Genomic DNA, 17,555 nt, shown 5'->3' with positions numbered 1-17,555 from the left:
AAGAACAAAGGAAGTGATTCGATGAATATTGCATTGGAACGGAAGACGCCAGGCACGGAGAAGTCGGTTAGCCGTGGCCGTGGAGGAATACGCAGGCTTTGGAAGGAGCATGGCTTTGGCTACATGCTGCTGATGCCGGTGGTACTCTACATCCTTATCTTTCAATTTTATCCGCTGTTGGAAACGGTCCGACTCAGCTTTTACAACTACTCTCTTATGAATAAAAAGCAGGGTATCACATTCGCCGGACTGGATAATTATACGCAGCTGCTTTTTAATGACGAGCATTTTTGGCAAATATTCAATAATAGCTTGGTTTGGGTGCTAGGTTCTACGCTGCTCCAGTTCGTCATTGCCGTACCTGCCGCTCTGATTATGAACCAAAAGCTGCGCGCCCGTGGTCTGTGGAGAGGCTTGATGATGGTGCCATGGGTTTCTCCAGTGGTAATCATCGGGATTATATGGAAGTGGATATATGACGGACAGTATGGGCTTGCGAACGACTATTTGAAAGTGCTGCATGTTATACAGGAGAATATTGTATGGCTGGGCAGTGAGTTTTGGGTGTGGCCTGCGCTTTTGCTTACGGCTACATGGAAGGGATTCCCTTATGTGACACTGATGCTTCTATCGGGTCTGCAGGGGATTTCCAGTGATCTAAAAGAGGCTGCTCACATCGATGGGGCGACAGCCTGGCAGCGGTTTATTTATGTAATTCTACCGCTGTTAAAGCCAATCATGTATGTAACGGGACTTGTTTCGATCATTGCCTCATGGACCAAGTTTGAAATGATATGGATTTTGACCAATGGGGGACCCGGCTACAGCACGGGTATTTTGCCAACGTATTTGTACACGAACGCATTTGTTTATTTTGATTTAGGGAAAGGGTCTGCTATAGCGACCTTGTCTATGGTACTTGTACTGATTATCGTGGTAGTTTACGCCAAGCTGTTCGGCAAAGAAAACATGTAAGGGGTGAAATCATAATGAAGGAAGCCTATTCTCAGACAATGTTTAAATACGCATGCTTGGTTCTTTTGATGATTTTCACGTTATTCCCTTTCTTGTGGCTGCTGGATACAACCTTTAAGACTAATGAGACGATTTTTTCATCAAAGCAAACATGGTGGATTTCCTCTTTTACTCTGGAGCATTATTCGTGGGCGCTTGGCGAGAAAGGCATCCAGCTGGGGAAGCTGCTTGCTAATTCCATCTGGGTTTGCACTATTACAGCATTGCTGACGGGTACTATCTCCTGCATAAGCGGCTATGGATTGGCCAGATACAAGGTCCCAGGAATTCGCTTGGTCATCGTGCTGATCGTATTGGCTCAAATGATTCAAGGACCCTTAATCATGGTTCCATGGTATAAAATGGCTGCAGCGTTCTCCTTATTGAACACCAAGACGATTCTTGTACTGATCTACGGAACGATGACTATTCCTGTTGGCGTTTGGATAATGAGCGGATTTTTTCGGACGATTCCGGCTGAATTGGAAGAAGCTGCTGCTATTGATGGTGCGTCAAGATGGAAAACATTGTTTGTGGTGATTATTCCATTGGCTCTTCCGGGATTGGTTGCGATCAGCTTATATTCCTTTATTCTGGGCTGGAATGATTACCAGTACTCGCTTATTCTAACTAATTCATTGACCTCCAAAACCGTTCAAGTAGGTATCGCAGAGGTGATGGAGAGCATGGGGGCGACCAACTGGGGAGGCATTCTTGCGAGTGGCGTCATCATTATTTTGCCAATCATCGTCATATTTGCAATTATTCAAAAGTTTCTGATTGAAGGCATGACAGCGGGAAGCGTTAAAGGATAGGTAGGGATGAAGGCTAGATAGGGATTAAAGGGCAGGTAGGGATGAAGGCTAGATAGGGATTAAAAGATAGGTAGGGATGAAGGCTAAATAGGGATGAAGGCTAGATAGGGATAGAGAGGAAATTTTAAAAGAATTTTAGCCGGACTTTAAGGAGAGAGCAGAGATGAACATTAGCACAACCAAATTCAAAGGTATTTTTCCGGCGCTTCTAACGCCAATGAACAAGGATCATTCCGTAGATCACGACTCATTGGAGCGTCTGGTTGAGCATTTGCTAGGACAGAGGGTACATGGCTTCTATGTAGGCGGGAGCACCGGAGAGGGTTTCATTCTTACGAAGGAAGAAAGAAAGCAGCTGTTGGAAACAGTTGTTCGGGCGAACGCAGGCCGGGGGACGGTCATTGCACATGTAGGGGCCATCAGTACGCTGGAGGCGATCGATTTAGCTAAGCATGCGGAGTCATCGGGAGCGGATGCGATTTCTGCGGTGGTGCCATTTTACTATAAAATCACGATGAGGGAAATTGAGGAGCATTACTTGGAGGTCATGAAGGCAACGAAGCTGCCGATGATTATCTATCATTTTCCGGGTGCAACCGGGGTTAGCTTGTCTATGGATTTTTACAAGAAAATGTCGGAGCATCCTCAGTGTCTAGGCGTTAAATTCACGTCTTTGAATTTGTTCGAGATGCAGCAAATCCGGGCGTTGTGCGGTCAGGATTTCTTGATCTACAACGGTCACGATGAAATATACTCAGCTGGGGCCTTGATGGGGGCAGATGGAGCGATAGGAAGCACATTTAACGTAATGGCTCCACTGTTTGTGGATATGTACGAAAAGGTGCAGCGCGGGGAATGGACCGCTCTTGCGGGACCTCAGGCAGCGGCGAATGAAATTATTGCGAAGCTCATTCAGTTTGACGTATTCGCTGGAGAGAAATATATATGCTACTTGCAGGGAGTATTCGCAGCCGCTCATATTCGGCAACCGCTGAAGCAGCTGCAGGAAAGCGAGAAGGATGCCATTCGCAGCTACTTTGAGAGCAGCTTGGTCTTGAAGGGGCGGTAAGGGCGAGGGGCGAGAACGAGAGCAAGGACAAGTGCAAGGACAAGAGCAAGGACAAGAGCGAGGGCGAGAGCGAGGGCAAGAGCAAGAGCAAGAGCAAGAGCAAGTGCGAGGGCGAGAGCAAGAGCAAGAGCAAGAGCAAGAGCAAGGGCAAGTGCAAGTGCAAGTGCAAGTGCAAGGGCAAGTGCGAGAGCAAGAGCAAGAGCAAGAGCAAGAGCAAGGGCAAGTGCGAGGGCGAGAGCAAGTGCGAGAGCAAAGGGAACGCAAAAATAGCTAGAGGATGGATTGCCCCAAGATTTCACTCGTAATAATACGAATGAAAGGGCTTTCTCAATAGTTAATTCCACAGATAAACAAGCCTCTATTCCCACTGACAGTGGTGTTGGAGGCTTGTTTGTTCATATTTAGGGACTGACTCATTGCGCAGTTCCTATTGCAATTGGGAGGGCTTTTCTTGTTACGATGGTTAGTGGTTAGTGGTTAGTGGTTAGTGGTTAGTGGTTAGTGGTTTGAGAGCAGCCTTACTCCTTAATTAAGTTCGTGTGTTTGCCATTCTCCAAATGACTGATAAGAGGTTAACTGGTGGACGGATGGCAAGTTTTATGTTAGCTCCAAGCAGTTTATCTATCGCATTCGGCAGGCTAGAGGAACAGAGATCCTCTATTTTGCCTTTGCATATGTGAAATTCAAGTGAAACGGAACGACGATCACTTATTTGCTTGAAATGGGGCATTTCAGGCCGATTGTAGAGGAAATAACGCATCGTACTTCCGTGAATTCATGTTTTCGAGGGGTTACAGGCCAAATAGCGGAACGACGTTCCGCGAGAGGAGTGAGGAGCGGGTGGGAGCATTAACGTAGAGAGTAGTTTGACCGATGAAAGGGTTCATGATGCTTCAAGCTCACGGGAGAAGATCCCCCCTATACTGAATGAAGCTTGGAGTATAGGGGGAGCAAGGTTGTGAATACCTGATCAAAGGCGGCCAAGGGGGAAAAGGAGCTGAAAAGAAGGGGCTGAGCGAAGGCTGAAAGAAGGCTGATAGAAGGAGCTGAAAGCACACCAGCTTCCTGAGTTTATAGGAAGCTTACTCAGGAAGAGGAATGCCTCTCCATTCCTCCAGCTTCTCCTCGATCATATCGCGAGTAAGAGTCGTGATCATAGAGGGCTCGTAGGAAAGCCCTTGTTCCATCAGCTTCAAAGCGGAAGCTTGGTCGCCGAGCTCTGATAATGTTAAAGCATAATAATAGTAAGCTTCCGGAAAGGCGGGGTTAAGCAGCATCAGTTTTTCATAGATTTCTTTAGCCTCGCTGTAGCGTCCAAGCAAATAATAGTTGAAGCCCAGATTATCGAGAATGGTCTTATCCGAATCCGTGTATTCATAAGCTTCCAGATTGAATTCCAATGCTTTATCCAAGTCGTTCATCATAAGATAGTAGAGTCCCAGATTACCGTAAACGATCGAATTCTTGAAGGTGGGAAGGATTTCTTCCAGCATGGCAACGGCTTCAGCGTGCTTTCCCAGCTTCCACAAGGCTATGGAGTAGTTAATCTTAGCAGTCATTTCATTGTTACGGGACATCTTGCGCTGCATGATTTGCGAAAGAAGCTTTTCTGCTTGCTCGATTTCTCCCAGCTTCAGCAGGACAAAGGCTTGAGAGATAGCGAAGCCTGAATTGCGGTTCGCTTTGTAAGCTCGACCGTAATAGTCAAGAGCGCCTCTTAAATCCTTTTTACCGTAACGGATGTTGGCTTGAAGCACATAATAATTGCCTCGCAGCCAGTAAATGATAATTCCTGCAACCACGGCGACCCCAGCCAATCCATACCATAATCCCAATTTAAATAAGATGATAAGGATCACTACCGGAACAGCAAGTTGAAGCACAAGCTTAATCCACGTTTTCATATATTTCCTCCTAAGAGTTTCACTTTAGCGAAACTTGCATCGTAAGCATGGATTTTATTTTGAGTGCGTTTTCTTCGATTCTAGTCAAAAGCTCCGGTTATTGCAAGCCTTGTTGATAGAATAGATGGATGAACTTAGCCAAACCTTTTAGATGAACTTTCATATGAATAGCGGGAAAACTCCATGTAATGATACGCGATGTGGGTTCATCTCCACTAATAACTTGAAATCCTCCATCTAATTCCTTCCCTTAGCCTATATTCCTCAAAGAATGCAATAATAGATGGAGCTTTTCCAGTTAGTTTTCTTACCGAGGAAGTGAAGGCCGAGTTAGCTCCTGGAACCTACGTACGTACCCTACCATCAACCACTGGTTTTGGCTCATAAGCGTAATTCCTCACCCCAAATAAAAGAGCTTCCAGGAACCACTCACCAGCGGTCATTGAAAGCTCTATTTGAAAATATTATTCAGTTACTTTACTAGGAAGTCCTGTCTCAATGGATCTATGAGCAGCATCCAATATTGCGTAATATGGTGAGAGCTTTCTAAAGTAACATAGGGTTCCTGGTCGGGTCGTCCAACATACAATCGATAAAAGACTGAATAGCCGATGGTGTGGTACCTCTCTGATTGCCAAGAACGTTCAAATTAAGCTGGTTTCTCGGGTATTGGGTAGCTTTCCGGTCCCGCATACTCAACGCATTCACTGACTTTCGGTAGATGGATGACTTCGATGTCAGCCACAATTTCTAAGAGCGAGTTTGTCATAATCGGGAAGGTAGCGGAATAGGCTCAAACTCCTGCGGGCCGGAGCTATTGGAGCAGTACCGATTAGATGAGCAAGAGTTTGAGTTCGAGCTTCGTATCCAGCCTATTTTAAAGAAGATGTGAAAAAAGCTGGAGCAGCTGAGGAAGAATGGGAATGGTATGCAGAGCTTCTTGCCGAATAAATAGGGCTAGCCGTTATGAATAACGGCTTTGCCTACACCTTGTTCCATATAGATGGACGTCTGGAAGGGTAGGGACAGTTGGGCCAAATGACCAAGGATTTCTTCACCCTGCTTCGCATCAGCCAGACTGGGGGCATCCAGATGTGTATATCGCCCATTCGTCAGTTCATCGGGATTGCCTCCAACAAGGATCGGTTCGAACTGCATTTCCGTTAAATTCCCATCTTCGCCGAAGCTGCATGTCGCAATAACGCTTTGCCATGCTTTTATGCCGATCTGTCCCATCCAACGGGCAGGTTGATAAGTATGAAAAACAAAATTGCCAAGACCATAAAAAATTGGGCGTTGTTTATATATCTCCACCCCTTGTAATAGAGGTGTCCCGTGACAAACGATCGAATTCGCGCCGGCATCGATACAAGCTTTAGCGTAGGGTTGAATCCACGTTGGAGTTTCCTCCATAACTGGTTCCCAATGGTGACTATGGAGATAGACCACTACGAAATCCGCTTCACCTGCCGCTTCGGCAATCATAGCGAGATGATGTGCGGTATCTTCCGGATGGGCTTCAAGCTGGCCGACCCCATTACGCTGCACCAGTAAGCGGTTGTTGCCTGGGCGCGAAGAAATCAGTTCATTTCCATCCAAAGCGTATGCGTAATCAGGCTGAGGTCCACAATCGGCTGCTATAAGGGCGACTCGGCCGAGGCTCGTTTCCTTATATTTTGGCTTAGCCGCATCGCTGCGGTTTGTGCCTATACCTGCATGCAGAAACTCTTTGCTGGATGACTGTTCCAATGTCGATAAAATACCACCAGGTCCCAGATCAAAGGCATGATTATTACACAGAGACAGCATATTGAAACCCATTTCCGACAATGAATCGAGAACATGGGGGGCGGATGCGGCAATCGCTTTGTTCTTGGTCGGCCATCCACCAAAGCTGCCTTTAATCGTTCCTTCAAAATTGGTGAACGAGAAATCTGCCTTTTTGATTTTTTGAATCACTTCGGCAAGTCTGTCATTGCCCATATACGGCCTTAAATCACGTTTGATAAGCGCTTGTCCTGTAGCTGTAAATGTAAATGAATTGCGCATATATCACTGCCCCTTGTTGAGGATATCCTATATAAAATTATGATTCTTAGAGATATGGAAGGAGACATCGACTGATGTCTCCTTATTCTTATCCAATCGTACTATTCGTACAGATCTTTGGTTAGCAGTGCAGAATTCTTATTGTCTGCGTACCACTTTTTATACCATTCTTCGACCTTCTTACCGCCGCCTTTATCCCAATTCGACTTCGCCTCCTGAATAGCTTGATCTACGGTGTAGGAGGAGCCGCTGACAATCGCCTTAACCATCAGTTCATTGATGGCTTCGCTTAAGTTCGTTTCAACGGAACTAACTTCTTGGGGAAGCGATGGCCAGTAAAACTTGGAAGTCACATCAGGAATCGGCCGTTCCTTGGATAAATAAGCCTTCTCTGCAAGGGGAACCAAACTTGCAAACTCTTTGTTCACCGGTTTGCTCAGGTCGAGGCTTTTTTCGAAGGATGCACAATCGCCTTCCATGATTGTAGAGAAGAACCCTTGGAAATATTGGTTCCATGTTACTTCTTTCTTGCTTTTTTCTTCATCCATAGCCTGATAACAGCCACTGCTGTCTTTCTTCGAATGAACACCCTCAAAACCATACTTAATCGTATTCATCGTTGATGGAGTGATCATAAAATCAACATATTTCATGACAGCCTCAGGGTCTTTCGCTTTGGCATTTACTACTGAAACCATACGGACAGGAGGCTCAAGATAAGGGCTGAATTGGCCAAAGGGACTTTTTGGCAGCTCTATCGGCAGAATGGTTGCATCCGGATTGTTCTTTTTGAACGTAGTAAACACTTTGTAGCCTGTGCTTTTGACGCCGTTTTGAATACCAAAAATGCCTAACTTACCGTTCACCCAATCTTTTTCCGCCTTAGCACCGTTCTTATCGGCCAGAAAATCTTTATCTACGAGACCTTCGTCATATAACTTTTTACGGAACACGGTATGCTCCTTAATACGATCCCAGTCACGGACGATTTGACCATCGCTGACTACCCAACCTACATCGCCAAACATTTCCCTAATATTATCACCGCTCATGAAGCTAAGGCTCGTTCCGAATGTATCCTTTTTACCGTTCCCATCCGGGTCTTGCTCTGCAAATGCTTTAGCCACCTTGTACAAATCCTCCGTCGTCTTTGGTACTTCCAGATTCAGCTTTTTCAGCCAATCTGTACGGATGAACATAACATGGTTTGTGACCATTTTCTGCACTCGGCCGATCTCATATATCTTTCCGTCCGGCTTTGTTCCAAGCTTCTTCAGCATTGGGTATTGCTGCATGAGCTTTTTATATTCCGTACTGTACTTCTCGATCACATCATCAAGCGGCATCAGCTGCTTTTGCGTATACAAGCTGTTGCGGTAGGCATCGTCATATTCAGTAATTAAGTCTGGAGCACTTCCGGAAGCAAACAACGTGTTGTAAATTTGTGTAGATTCTCTGCGTGTAATAGGTACGTATTGAACATCTACAGGTCCTTTCTCATTAACCCAGGTTGCCCAGCTGTTTTTTTGCGAGTTCCCTGCTTCAGCCGGTATTTGACCTTGGTCATAGATGGATACCGTAATTTTCCCGCGTTTCTTATCTGCTTTGGTCCCTGTCGCTTCAGCTTCCTTTTGGTTACCGGGACTACCTTGGGAGCATCCGGCTACAACAACGCTGAGAGCAAGCCCGCAAGTGAGCAACACCGGCCAATTATTTACAGTACGTTTACTCATGGAAAAACCTCCTTAGTTATTGGGCTAACCTTTTATTGCTCCTATCATAACCCCTTTAACAAAATATTTTTGTAACAAGGGGTAAATCAAGATCATCGGTAAAATCATTACCATGATCCCCGCGGATTTAATTCCTTCAGGAGTCACATCCGTCATTTCGTTGGAGTCCAGCTTATTCATTTCAATCAACAGTGACTGGCTATTAACCATCTGCTGCACCATAACTGTTAAATTATGCATTTCCACATTTTGAATATAAATTAATACCGTCATAAACAGGTTCCAGTAATGCACCCCGTAGAACAAGGTTAACGCCGCAATAACCGGAAGCGAGAGGGGGAGAATAATCCGTATTAACAGCGCGAATTCCCCACAACCGTCTATTTTGGCCGCTTCTTCAATTTCTGCCGGGATGTTTTCCAGAAAGCTTTTCAGTACAAGCATATTGTAGGCACTCACCAAACCGACCAGCCAGATAGACCCATAGGAATTGATAAGCCCTAAGCCCTTCATTAGAAGAAAGGTTGGTATAATGCCTCCAGAAAAAAGCATTGTAAAAACAATCGCCAGCGTGAAAAAACGGGTATAGTAAAAATATTTTTTCGATAACGGATAGGCAGCCAGAATAGTAAATACCATACTCAAACTGACTCCAATAACCGTAATGATCATACTGTTTCCAAAAGCTCTAATTACTGGAGTTCCGCTAATAAGCGATTTGTAGGATTCCAAGGAAAAGCCTATCGGCCATAGCGAAACCAAACCGGATCTAATCGCGTCCGCATTGCTGAAGGAAACAGATAACGTATAAACGATGGGAATTAAACAGCTTAATCCTACAACAAATAACACGCAGTAGTTGAACATGTAAAACAGTTTTTCTCCTGCTGAATCCTTCATCTTTCTGTCCTCCCACATCCTGTACTACCAAAGTCCACGACCGAATATTCTGGCGATTCGATTGGCAGCAAGCACCAAAATCAGACCAACAACGGATTCAAACAATCCCAGTGCGGTCGTTTCACTGAACTTCGCTCCTAATAAACCGTTGCGGTATATATAAGTGCTGATTACATCGGAGATATTCATTACACCTTTATTTTGCAGTACAAAAACATGATCGAATCCAACTTCCATAACCTTGCCTATCGATAGAATAAACATGAGAACTATGATGCTACTGATGCCTGGGAGGGTAATATGCCAAATTTTGCGAAATTTACCGGCACCGTCTAAGCTGGCTGACTCATAAAGAGACGGATCGATGGAAGTTAAGGCCGCCAAATAAATGATGGCGCTCCAACCCGCTTCCTTCCATACCCCGGACCCTAAGAAAATGGATAACCAAGATAATTCCTTATATAAAAACGGATAAGGACTTCCTGTCCACTGTTCAATCCAATGGTTTAAAAAACCGGACTGTTGGGAAAAGATCGTCACGACCATTCCCCCGAGGATGACCCATGACAAGAAATGGGGGAGATATACAAGCGTTTGTACGGTTTTTTTGAACCACACTTTTCGGATTTCATTGAGCATAATAGCCAAAATAATCGGGAACGGAAAACCGACAAAAATGTTTAGTAAGCTAAGAAGCAGTGTGTTCTTAATGACATTAACTGTCTTAGGACTGCTAAGCATCATGTCGAAATGATACAGCCCTACCCAAGGGCTTCCCCATATGCCATCGGCAAAATTATAATTTTTAAAAGCGATCACCAGGCCGGCCATAGGGAAATATTTAAAGATGAGAAAGTAGGCAGCTACCGGTATAAACATCAACAACAACGGCATGTTCTGACGGAGCCTTCGACCCCTTGCTTTTTCCGGCCTGAGCGGTTTGTTAATAAGCGGGGTCGTTTGAAGTTGCTCAGTTCTATCCAATGATTAATCGCCACCTCCCATTTTATATTTGTTAATTCTCCTGCTTGCTAATCAATGTACACGAGTCCGATTTACATGGTCAATCCACATGATTTCCCGACCGCACCTTTTTCCGCTTAAGTCTTATGAACCAAATAGTCCCCCAAATGTGACGTGAAGCGTTGAAGTGAATTCCGAATACTTTTGGGGAAGCCCTCGATTATCAGCAGAAATTTGCTGCGCATATTTCCTGTTCTGCAACCAACAAAAAAAGGAGGCTATAGCCTCCCGAATCACACCTTTTTCTGTACGCACCTTTTTCCTGCTGCGTTCTTTCTGTACTCCCCCGGTGTCATACCTACAACCTTTTTAAACACGCGGGTGAATGAATACAGATGGACATAGCTGACTTCATTCCCAATTTCCTGTAGGGTCTTATCCGTTTGCTCCAATAGGAGCTTGGCCTTTTCTATTCGAACGTCAGCTAAATAATCGACGAACTTTTGACCAGAGCCTTCTTTGAAAATTTGACTTATATACTTAGCAGTTACCCCAAACATTTCACCCAACTGTTCAAGCGATAAATCCGGGTCAGCATAATGTTGATCAATATATGCTCTAACTTTGGGAATTAATGCATACTTGCTGCCGCTCTCCCGCGAACTGCTCAGCTCTGTCTGAACCATCTGCAGAAATCGATAAAGATCCGTCTGAAGCTCATCGAACGTTTCGCACCTTTCTAGCAGATCCTTTAATTCCGGTAAATAAACATCTTCCCAGACCGCTCGGAAATCATCGGGCAGCTTTAACATTTCTTTGTGCAATTGATAGTGCACATAATCCGCTAAGCTTCTAAATTCGTCATTCGAAAACATCCCCAAGCGCAGTTTAGCAAACAGGCTTAAAAACCTCTCTGTCCATTCCTCTTCTCCTAGCCGAAACAGTTGAATAATGGAACGGATCATCTGCAAATGATCGTAAACTTCTTCTTGGTGTTCCACGTAAATCTCATTTTGATTAATCATGCGGTTACAGCCAAGTGTTGCCTTATAATTTAATGCCTCATGGGCAGCAGCATAAGAGCCTTGGATGTTGGTGACATCCGCTACGTATGGGCCTAGCGCTATGGTAACGGTAAAGCTTAAGTTATCTGATACCCAGCCCCGCAGTGTCTTCTGCATTTGTTCACATTGTTCAAGAAACGCTTGTTCTTCATCATTACTGAAATAAACAGATCCCAGCCTGTTATCAGAAAGCCATTCCACCCATACGGTACACGAGCGGTCCTCTGCGATTTCCTTTGTGGCCTTCAACAAAGAAAATTTTAATAGCGATTTGTCTTGATGGGAATAAGCTTGATTAAACCTGAACTCTTTATCGATCTCAATAATGACTACCGCAGCGCCTCTCCAGGCTTGATAGGGCTCAATGATTAGTGTGCGACGTCCATCTTTGACTGTCGAAGCTTGTGATTGTTGAAGTAAATAACGGAAATCATCCTGCCTTTTGACTGTTAGAAATTTCTCTTGTTGTAATGAGTATTCGTTAAATTGCTCTATCATTTGATCCATGGCTGATTCAATGATTTTAAATTCGTCGTTAGCTTTCTTATGAACCGTCCCGCCATTCTTCTGCTTTTGGTTAGAATAAACTTGAACCCGGTTCATAATCGATTCAATAGGTTTATAATTCCTTCTCGTCACTATGATAATCCATCCGATTCCAGCAAGAAGCACGCCAATACCTGCTAAAACCGCAACATAGGACAAACTGTTAACGAAATCGAATGGCCCACTATTCCTCAATCCACTGCCGACTTCCCAGCCCGTGTAAGACGACTTTACTCTTGCTAATTCTTTACCCTCGTCCAGCTCTGTCATCAGCGTATGATCTGTACTGCCGCCGGTCAGGGGTTTCCCTAATTGATCAAATAACTGAAAATATACCGTTTCCGAGTTGGATATACCGCTAATTAACTTTTCAATCTCATCCAAGTTTATATTAACGACAATCATTCCTTGGCCGCCTGATATTTGCGGTACTCGTTTGACGAGCGAAACGACAGATTTACTTTTCTGCTCTCCTTCAAACTCCTTGAAGGTTCTTATTGATGTCCAACGCTCAGGAAAGTTCTCGTTGATCATGCTTTGAATAAATTCCTTGTCCCCGAATTCTTCCAAAGGAGATTCCATGTTCTGGCTCAAAATTCGACGGTCATGGATGCGAAATAAATACATCGAGTCAATCATAGGCATCGTAGTAATGATTTCAACCATTTTTTGCGAAGGCTCGCGAATCGTATAATACGTATTGTCCCATAATGAATTGAAGAAAAATTGTTTGAGCTTGGAATTGGTTTCAATTTCTTTGTACAATAGCTGATCGATAGACCGAAGTGATTGATCAACAACATCCATAGCGTAATTGGTGTATGCTTCATTTATTGTCAAAGTCATTCGTTTGGAAACCATGCTCAAGGATAAGAAGGATAGTGTCATTAATAAGACGGTCATAATTAGGAATATCGGAAGGTAAGAGAGCAGCATTCGATTAAACCAACGATTTTTAAACATAGTCACCCTACATTCCTTTTTCTTTGTGGTTAGACTCCTCTTTAAGAGGTTGTTCAAATAGCCCCCTATTGAACACGCACTTTAATGTAAGTTTCGTTAATTATTCGACTATTCCTGCAAAAAGGTAAAAAATAGAATTCGAGAATGAGGAAATAATTGGCTTATAGCGTCTATGCAGGTGTTAATGGGCCTTTGATGGCGAATAGTATTTTGCATGGGTTTAAACAGATGGAGGATGGCGGGTACATTTATATTTCCGTTGAGCAGGAGAAGGGATTTCTGAGGAGAGCGGAACCAGGACTTCGTATGCTTTATCGAATGTGCTTAGCCGCTTGCAGCTGTACTATGGTGCGGTTACAGGTTAAGGGGATGGGGGCTACTTTTTCTGTTGGTAATCTGTTAATTTTCATTTAGTTTTCAGAAAAATAGAGTATATTATACCTATAATAATGAAGGGGAAATAAAAATGCGTATTCAGAAAGATAATATAACAAAACAAACATGGATCCCTCAGAAAGAACGAATTTGGGTAATTGGCGCAATTATTGTTTCTACTCTAATCGTGCTATGGCAACTTTGGAGTCTTATACATCTTCCGTCAGCGACTCTACACAGCCGCAGTTTCGAGCATACCATTAAGAATTATGGATCGAATGCACGAATAGCCTTGTTCTTTGTGTTAGCTAATTATATTCTTGCATTAATAATCAAACAGAGTGTATGGGGACGATTAGGTATTCTAAAAAAGTGGATAGTTGGTTTACTTCGATTCGCCAGAAGTTGGCATACACCTATTGCTATTATCGCTATTGCTCTAATTTTGCTTCATACGGTTGCAGTCTTTATGTATGGTTTTAAATTAGATTTCAACAATATAAGCGGGGTGCTTGCACTGTTAGTTTTGTTACCAGTACCGGTTTCGGGCTTGCTTAGATATAGGCGGCTGGACCGAAAGTGGCATTTGCGATTTGGACTGGCATTTGGTGTTTTATTTTTGATTCACGCTTTTTTATAGTAAAAAAGCAGGCTAGCTGACCTTGCCCAGCAAGCTTGCTTTTTTTAATTTCTAATCAGTGTGATTACAGAGGCAGACTAAAATTCATAGTTGGTATGAAAAGAGGCGGATGGAGCATGAATATATTGTTAGTTGAGGATGACAAGAAGCTTGGGGAATTAATTCAATATAAGTTAAAAAAACAGATGTACCATGTGGAATGGGCACAAGATGCGGATGATGCACTGGATTTCATAGAAAGATCTTCCTTTGACATTTATATTTTGGATTGGATGATTCCTCGAAAAACGGGAATTGAACTGTGTAAAGAGATCCGAGTGAAGAAGAATCGGACTCCCATTCTAATGCTGACCGCACGTGATTCAATAATCGACAGAGTACAGGGCTTGAATGCAGGAGCAGACGATTACCTGGTTAAGCCTTTTGCCTTCGAAGAGCTGATCGCACGTCTGAATGCCTTATATCGTAGGAAAGAGACTAACTGGGAGGCGGATACCAAATCATTCGGCGATACGCTTGTCATTGACCACAGCACTTATGAGGTTATTAGAAGCGGGGTTCCTGTTGTACTTTCCCGACGCGAATTTCAATTACTGGCTTTAATGTCGAATCATCCAAGACAAATATTGAGCAGGGAACAACTTATGGATCGGGTATGGGGATTGGATGCAGAGATTACACTTAACGCCGTCGATGCCACGATCAGATTGCTTCGAAAGAAATTGGACGATCCTTTCCCAGAGAAAATCATTCAAAATGTACGTGGGCTTGGCTACCGTTTGGATGTAAAAGGGGGAGAAGTATGTTCGAGAGAACAAGAAAACAGCTGACGATATTTTTTGGTAGCATCCTTGCTGTCATTATAATTCTAATTACGGTAATTTATTATCTGATTCTTCAGCAAACGTTGCAAAAAAATGAATTAGAGAGATTGGTGAATGTCAAAGATAAAATGAATCACCAATGGGAGCATCGGGTAGAGGAGATGAAAAGAGAACGACGAGAGAGAGCGTCGGATCGTGAAATGAAGACAATGGAGTGGGTCTTTTTGCTATCGGATGAGTTAATCGCATTGGTTAACCCGGATGGGAAGACTTACACATCTCCAACTGCTTATACAGCAATGTCCAATCAACTTCTGAAATGGGCACAAAACAATGAAGTGAAGGGAGAGCAGGGAGAACGCTTCGAAATCACGAACGGAGTAAAAACTGAGGTATATTTGGTGAGCTCAAACAAATTAAATAACTCCGGCGGAACTTATTGGATGGCTATCGACATTACAAGGGATATCGAGTTGTTGCGGAGTATTAAGCTGATGCTGTTTTTCTTCACTATTATATTGTTATCCATTGCTATCGGATTAGCTTATTTGTTTGCAGGGAAAGTTATGGTCCCCCTAAAAAAATCGTATCATCAACAAGTGGAGTTCACAACCAATGCTTCCCACGAGCTAAGGACGCCACTCAGCGTAATTCATTCTTCCGTAGAGCTGTTGGAGGAGTGCAAAGAAGCGCTGCCCGAGTTCGAACAGCATGTGTTGGATGGTTTAAAGGATGAAGTCACACGTATGATTCGTCTTGTCGAGTCATTATTGACTTTGGCTCGCAGCGACTCGAAACAATGGAATTTCAAATTGGAAGCTGTGGATTTAGGTCAAATATCGTATGAAACCTATCAGGCCATGCTGCCGCTGGCTCTAAAAAAAGGAGTTGATATACAGATAGATCCGCCGACTATCGATGCCAATACATCAGTAATTCAAGGGAATACAGATCAATTACGGCAATTGATTTATATTTTGTTAGATAATGCGATCAAATACACGCCACCAGGGGGAAAAGTGACTATTAAATATCGAGTTGATACTCATTCGAGAACGACCCTACAGGTTACCGATACCGGGATAGGGATACCTAAGGATGAGCTTTCGCGTATCTTCGAAAGGTTCTATAGAGTGGATAAAGCGAGGTCACGTGAATTTGGTGGAGCCGGATTGGGACTATCGATCGCGGCAGACATATTACGCAGTCATCAAGCATTTATTCATGTAACAAGTGAAGAAGGTAAAGGTAGCGTATTTGAAATTGCTTTTGAAGCATAGCCTATTTCATTTTGTTTTCACTTACATGTTGTAAAGTAGGTATAACAATTTAAATGTCTTGCAGGGAACAAATTTATCGAACATTGGAGGGATTTATATGGCAAAGATGAACAAAAAGTGGGTCGTCCTTTGTTCAACAGCCATTGGAGCGATATACGCCGCCGGATTATTCTCAACTGAAACTCAGGCATCTTATCAGCAACCTCCGCAATATAGCCAAACTAATATTCAGACAGGCAGCATTCAACCCAAAACTCAATATAAAAATGGGACTTTCTATGGAACTGGAAAAAATCGGCGCGGCTCCATTCAGGTAGCAGTTAGCATTAAGAACGATAAAATAACGGATGTTGAATTCAGTAATTTTGCCATGCACTATTCAAAAAAGGATGTAGTCGGGTTGCCGCAAGAAGTAGTACAAAAACAAAGTGCGCAAGTTCAGAATGTATCAGGTGCAACGTATAGTACACAAGCATTTAAAGATGCCATACAAGATGCGCTATCCCAGGCACAAACCTCATGATGGCCGCAATCATGGAAAAAACGAAATTATTTATGGATACCGTTGTAAGTATACAGGTTGTCACTCGGAAATCAAAGAATGAGTCAGAAGCGGCTATCGATCGTGCTTTTGAGGCATTTCGGAAAGTCGAACATGCCTGCAGTCGTTTCAGTCTGGACAGTGAGCTGATGGAGGCATGCGGGCAAATACAGACTACGATACCGGTTAGTCCGTTTTTATTTGAGCCTTTGAAGTTTGCTTTGGAGGTGGCCAAATGGACGAATGGGATATTTGATCCTACCGTGGGGAAAGCGATGGAAGATCACGGATTCAATCAGCATTATTTAACTGGGAAAGCTATCCAAAGTTCTTCGTCTATTTCCGCTACCTATCAAGATATCGTCTTAAATGAACAGGAGCGTACGTTATTTTTGCAAAAGCCGCTGGTGATTGATTTAGGAGGCGTGGCTAAGGGATTTGCCATCGATTTGGCCGCACACGAGCTGAGAGAATTTGAAGGCTTCGTCGTCAATGCCGGCGGGGATCTATATGCTGGAGGAGTAGATGAAAAAGGTGGCAAGTGGAGTATTGGCATTCAGCATCCAGAGCACAAAGAACAAATTATACAAACGGTTGAAATTTCGAATGAGGCCGTATGTACCTCAGGCAGCTATGAGCGCAAGTCCGCATTAAAAAACGGCGTGCATCACATCATCGACCCTAGAAGCAAGCAATCACCTAACGAATGGATCAGTTGCAGCGTCATAGCCCCTTACGCCATGATGGCAGACGCCTTCTCGACGGCATCTTTCCTATTGGGTTTGGACCGCGGGAGAACGATAATAGAACAACTGGATCTCAGGGGAATTCTGATTACATCTGATTTGCAAATATATAGAGTAGGGAGCATATAA

General features: G+C 43.6%; 17 protein-coding genes. 11 read left to right on the top strand and 6 right to left on the bottom strand.

The genetic code is table 11. The features are described from left to right. Positions 1 to 21 precede the first annotated feature (21 nt). The 4 genes from GC093_RS00410 to GC093_RS00395 all read left to right on the top strand — a co-directional run bounded on the left by GC093_RS00410 (position 22) and on the right by GC093_RS00395 (position 3,172). A complete protein-coding gene (locus tag GC093_RS00410) occupies positions 22 to 975 on the top strand; it encodes a carbohydrate ABC transporter permease (protein WP_171649865.1) in 954 nt (317 codons plus the stop codon). A 14-nt stretch (positions 976 to 989) separates the two neighbouring features. Further along, complete coding sequence (locus GC093_RS00405; protein WP_171649864.1) at positions 990 to 1,829, top strand: carbohydrate ABC transporter permease; 840 nt, start codon at positions 990 to 992, stop codon at positions 1,827 to 1,829. A 163-nt stretch (positions 1,830 to 1,992) separates the two neighbouring features. Further along, a complete protein-coding gene (locus tag GC093_RS00400) occupies positions 1,993 to 2,898 on the top strand; it encodes an N-acetylneuraminate lyase (RefSeq protein ID WP_171649863.1) in 906 nt (301 codons plus the stop codon). Between the two features lie 31 nt (positions 2,899 to 2,929). Then, positions 2,930 to 3,172: a hypothetical protein gene (locus GC093_RS00395; protein ID WP_171649862.1), complete on the top strand. Its 243-nt coding sequence runs from the start codon at positions 2,930 to 2,932 to the stop codon at positions 3,170 to 3,172. A gap of 808 nt (positions 3,173 to 3,980) precedes the next feature. Here GC093_RS00395 and GC093_RS00390 read toward each other — a convergent pair. Further along, positions 3,981 to 4,802, bottom strand: a complete 822-nt coding sequence (locus GC093_RS00390; protein WP_171649861.1) for a tetratricopeptide repeat protein — start codon at positions 4,800 to 4,802, stop codon at positions 3,981 to 3,983. Positions 4,803 to 5,589: 787 nt separating this feature from the next. Between GC093_RS00390 and GC093_RS36755 the strand changes: the two genes are divergently transcribed. Beyond that, positions 5,590 to 5,694, top strand: coding sequence for a hypothetical protein (locus tag GC093_RS36755; RefSeq protein WP_171649961.1), 105 nt, complete (start codon positions 5,590 to 5,592; stop codon positions 5,692 to 5,694). Between the two features lie 65 nt (positions 5,695 to 5,759). Here the strand turns inward: GC093_RS36755 and GC093_RS00380 are convergent, their stop codons facing one another. The 5 genes from GC093_RS00380 to GC093_RS00360 form a co-directional block, all read right to left on the bottom strand. Continuing rightward, positions 5,760 to 6,851: a CapA family protein gene (locus GC093_RS00380; RefSeq protein ID WP_171649860.1), complete on the bottom strand. Its 1,092-nt coding sequence runs from the start codon at positions 6,849 to 6,851 to the stop codon at positions 5,760 to 5,762. Between the two features lie 101 nt (positions 6,852 to 6,952). Then, entirely contained in the window at positions 6,953 to 8,584 is a 1,632-nt protein-coding gene (locus GC093_RS00375) for an extracellular solute-binding protein (protein WP_171649859.1), read from the bottom strand. A 24-nt stretch (positions 8,585 to 8,608) separates the two neighbouring features. Continuing rightward, a complete protein-coding gene (locus tag GC093_RS00370) occupies positions 8,609 to 9,484 on the bottom strand; it encodes a carbohydrate ABC transporter permease (protein ID WP_171649858.1) in 876 nt (291 codons plus the stop codon). 24 nt (positions 9,485 to 9,508) lie between these two features. Then, positions 9,509 to 10,378 (bottom strand): ABC transporter permease, encoded by an 870-nt coding sequence (locus GC093_RS00365; protein WP_171649960.1) that lies wholly within the window; start codon positions 10,376 to 10,378, stop codon positions 9,509 to 9,511. Positions 10,379 to 10,740: 362 nt separating this feature from the next. Continuing rightward, positions 10,741 to 13,020, bottom strand: coding sequence for a helix-turn-helix domain-containing protein (locus GC093_RS00360; RefSeq protein WP_171649857.1), 2,280 nt, complete (start codon positions 13,018 to 13,020; stop codon positions 10,741 to 10,743). Between the two features lie 156 nt (positions 13,021 to 13,176). Here GC093_RS00360 and GC093_RS00355 point away from each other — a divergent pair, with 156 nt between their 5' ends. The 6 genes from GC093_RS00355 (at position 13,177) to GC093_RS00330 (ending at position 17,555) form a co-directional block, all read left to right on the top strand. Then, positions 13,177 to 13,434, top strand: a complete 258-nt coding sequence (locus GC093_RS00355; protein ID WP_171649856.1) for a hypothetical protein — start codon at positions 13,177 to 13,179, stop codon at positions 13,432 to 13,434. A 52-nt stretch (positions 13,435 to 13,486) separates the two neighbouring features. Further along, entirely contained in the window at positions 13,487 to 14,035 is a 549-nt protein-coding gene (locus GC093_RS00350) for a hypothetical protein (RefSeq protein WP_171649855.1), read from the top strand. Positions 14,036 to 14,151: 116 nt separating this feature from the next. Then, positions 14,152 to 14,865: a response regulator transcription factor gene (locus GC093_RS00345; RefSeq protein WP_171649854.1), complete on the top strand. Its 714-nt coding sequence runs from the start codon at positions 14,152 to 14,154 to the stop codon at positions 14,863 to 14,865. After that, the gene (locus GC093_RS00340) at positions 14,838 to 16,139 is read left to right on the top strand and encodes a sensor histidine kinase (protein ID WP_171649853.1); all 1,302 of its coding nucleotides are present in this window, start codon (positions 14,838 to 14,840) and stop codon (positions 16,137 to 16,139) included. Before GC093_RS00345 ends, GC093_RS00340 begins: the two co-directional genes overlap by 28 nt. 97 nt (positions 16,140 to 16,236) lie before the next feature. After that, positions 16,237 to 16,662 carry an FMN-binding protein gene (locus GC093_RS00335; RefSeq protein ID WP_171649852.1) on the top strand — a complete coding sequence of 142 codons (426 nt, stop codon included), beginning with the start codon at positions 16,237 to 16,239 and terminating at the stop codon, positions 16,660 to 16,662. An 11-nt stretch (positions 16,663 to 16,673) separates the two neighbouring features. Next, complete coding sequence (locus tag GC093_RS00330) at positions 16,674 to 17,555, top strand: FAD:protein FMN transferase (RefSeq protein ID WP_171649851.1); 882 nt, start codon at positions 16,674 to 16,676, stop codon at positions 17,553 to 17,555.

Source organism: Paenibacillus foliorum (assembly GCF_013141765.1).
In the GTDB taxonomy this organism is placed as follows: domain Bacteria; phylum Bacillota; class Bacilli; order Paenibacillales; family NBRC-103111; genus Paenibacillus_S; species Paenibacillus_S foliorum.
This window is presented reverse-complemented; position numbering and strand designations above follow the sequence as displayed.

Coding starts and splice junctions, on each gene's coding strand:
- GC093_RS00335 (WP_171649852.1), top strand. CDS start 16,237: ATGGCAAAGATGAACAAAAAGTGGGTCGTCCTTTGTTCAACAGCCATT.
- GC093_RS00400 (WP_171649863.1), top strand. CDS start 1,993: ATGAACATTAGCACAACCAAATTCAAAGGTATTTTTCCGGCGCTTCTA.
- GC093_RS00350 (WP_171649855.1), top strand. CDS start 13,487: ATGCGTATTCAGAAAGATAATATAACAAAACAAACATGGATCCCTCAG.
- GC093_RS00390 (WP_171649861.1), bottom strand. CDS start 4,802: ATGAAAACGTGGATTAAGCTTGTGCTTCAACTTGCTGTTCCGGTAGTG.
- GC093_RS00345 (WP_171649854.1), top strand. CDS start 14,152: ATGAATATATTGTTAGTTGAGGATGACAAGAAGCTTGGGGAATTAATT.
- GC093_RS00375 (WP_171649859.1), bottom strand. CDS start 8,584: ATGAGTAAACGTACTGTAAATAATTGGCCGGTGTTGCTCACTTGCGGG.
- GC093_RS00380 (WP_171649860.1), bottom strand. CDS start 6,851: ATGCGCAATTCATTTACATTTACAGCTACAGGACAAGCGCTTATCAAA.
- GC093_RS00360 (WP_171649857.1), bottom strand. CDS start 13,020: ATGTTTAAAAATCGTTGGTTTAATCGAATGCTGCTCTCTTACCTTCCG.
- GC093_RS00365 (WP_171649960.1), bottom strand. CDS start 10,378: ATGCCGTTGTTGTTGATGTTTATACCGGTAGCTGCCTACTTTCTCATC.
- GC093_RS00340 (WP_171649853.1), top strand. CDS start 14,838: ATGTTCGAGAGAACAAGAAAACAGCTGACGATATTTTTTGGTAGCATC.
- GC093_RS00405 (WP_171649864.1), top strand. CDS start 990: ATGAAGGAAGCCTATTCTCAGACAATGTTTAAATACGCATGCTTGGTT.
- GC093_RS00330 (WP_171649851.1), top strand. CDS start 16,674: ATGGAAAAAACGAAATTATTTATGGATACCGTTGTAAGTATACAGGTT.
- GC093_RS00370 (WP_171649858.1), bottom strand. CDS start 9,484: ATGAAGGATTCAGCAGGAGAAAAACTGTTTTACATGTTCAACTACTGC.
- GC093_RS00410 (WP_171649865.1), top strand. CDS start 22: ATGAATATTGCATTGGAACGGAAGACGCCAGGCACGGAGAAGTCGGTT.